1 protein-coding gene is annotated in these 2,011 nt (G+C 61.2%); it reads left to right on the top strand.

Annotated elements, in window-relative coordinates; all coding sequences use genetic code 11:
- Positions 1–255: 255 nt before the first annotated feature.
- Positions 256–1,692: an IS1182 family transposase gene (locus CG471_RS29690; RefSeq protein WP_099234651.1), complete on the top strand. Its 1,437-nt coding sequence runs from the start codon at positions 256–258 to the stop codon at positions 1,690–1,692.
- Positions 1,693–2,011 lie beyond the last annotated feature (319 nt).

Below are 2,011 nucleotides of genomic sequence, written 5' to 3'. Positions count from 1 at the left end.
TAACGACGGCGTTGCCAAATGGCATTAACGGGTGTGAATGCCGTTCGGTAATTTGCAAGGTCGGGAATGGCCGCTGTCAGCGAATGCCGACGTTCTCCCTACATACGCGAATGGCGGGAAAGTCCCAATTGAAGTCATCGAGCGACCAGATGACGGAAAACCCGGTTGCCGTCACGAATGGGCGGCAAACAGGTCAGTCCGTCCGAAAACTGCGGAGCGGATTCCCGTATGGTTGCGTGTGCGGTATGATCGGGCATGGGCTACATCGAAGGACATTCGCGCGATCAGATGCTACTGCTGCCGGCGTCGGTTGACGACTATGTCGGGGCGGACAACCCGGTGCGCTTTATCGCTGCGTTCGTCGATGATCTGGATCTTGGCGAGCTTGGCTTTGATCGCTCGCTGCCCAAGCCCACAGGGCGCCCCGGCTATGACCCCGCCGATCTGCTGAAGCTTTATCTTTATGGTTATCTCAATCGCGTGCGGTCAAGCCGGTGCCTGGCGGCCGAGACGGCGCGCAACCTTGAAGTGATCTGGCTACTCGGCGGGCTACGCCCCGATTTCCGCACGATCGCGGATTTCCGCAGGACGAACCGCGCGGCGTTCAAGCCGCTCTTCCGATCCTTCGTGCTGCTGTGCCGCCGCCTTGACCTTTTCGGGCGTGAACTGGTGGCGGTGGACGGCACGCGGCTCAAGGCGGTGAACAGCCGCAAGCGCAACTTCACCCGCCAGAAGCTGGCCGGATGGATCGAGCTCGCGGACGAGCGGATCGAGGAGTATCTGGCCCGTCTCGACCTTGCCGATCGCGCCGAAACCGAGGCAGAGGGCGCCGCCCGCCGTGCAGCGGCGCTGGAAGCGAAGATCGCACGAATGCGGGAGCGGCGTGAACTGCATCGCGCGATGCTGGCCGATCTTGTCGCGAGTGGAGAAAGCCAGTTGTCGCTTACCGATCCCGACGCACGCGGGATGGCGACCAGTCCCAAGGTCGGCGTGGGCTATAATGCGCAGGTCGCGGTCGATGACCGGCACAAACTCATCGTCGAACAATATGTCACCAACTCCGGCAGCGATCTGGGCTTTCTGGCGCAGACGGCCAGCGCCGCACGCGAGATACTGGGTGTCGAGCAGATCGATGCAGTTGCCGACAAGGGCTATTACAAAGGCGAAGATATTGCCGCCTGCGAGGATGTCGGCGTCATGCCTTATGTCATGCGCCCGCAACGCGGCCCCGGCATAAATGAGGGCTATTTCGCGAAGAGCGAGTTTCGGTACGACGCCGAGGAGGATTGCTACATCTGCCCCGGCGACCAGCGCCTCGATCCCTATACGCGTTCACAAAAGAACGGGCATGTGAACGTCCGTTACGGGAATGCGCGGGCGTGCCGGGACTGTGCGCTCAAACCACAATGCGCGTCAGGTGTACGGCGGACCATCGACCGCTGGGAAGGCGAAGCCGTGCTCGAGTGCATGGCGGAACGGCTTGCTGTCCGGCCCGACATCATCGACCGGCGCCGCGAGACGGTTGAGCATCCCTTCGGCACCATCAAACAGTGGATGAACCAAGGTGCTTTCCTCATGCGGGGGCTCGCTAACGTCAATGCCGAGTTCAGCTTGACAGCACTCGCCTACAATCTCAGGCGGGCCATCAACATCCTCGGTATTCCGGCCCTGCTACGCGCCGTGCAGGCCTGAAATGGGCGCGCCCTTCACCGTTTTCGACGCCACAGCGCGTCATACGTCCCGATATGGCTGATCCAGACCGTCTCCAAGCCTTCCACGTCGAAAAACCAGCATCTCCAGAGCCCAGCGCTCTTCGGCTCTCCGCCACACGACATGCCGCTGAGTTTTCGGACGGACTGAGGTGTTTCCCGACGCCCTCAGGCCTTAGACCCCATGACTGCCGGAGCCTCGAGGGCTCAAATCTGAGATGCTGACGATGGATTTGTCAGCGCTGGAGGCGAGTCATGACGGAGACAGTAAAATACGTCGGTCTGGACGTGCACAAGGAAAC

This window comes from Sphingobium sp. IP1 (assembly GCF_002708645.1).
Classification (GTDB): Bacteria; Pseudomonadota; Alphaproteobacteria; order Sphingomonadales; family Sphingomonadaceae; genus Sphingobium; species Sphingobium yanoikuyae.
The sequence above is the reverse complement of the archived record's forward strand: the minus strand, read 5'-3'. Positions and strand labels throughout refer to the sequence as shown.

Coding starts and splice junctions, on each gene's coding strand:
- CG471_RS29690 (WP_099234651.1), top strand. CDS start 256: ATGGGCTACATCGAAGGACATTCGCGCGATCAGATGCTACTGCTGCCG.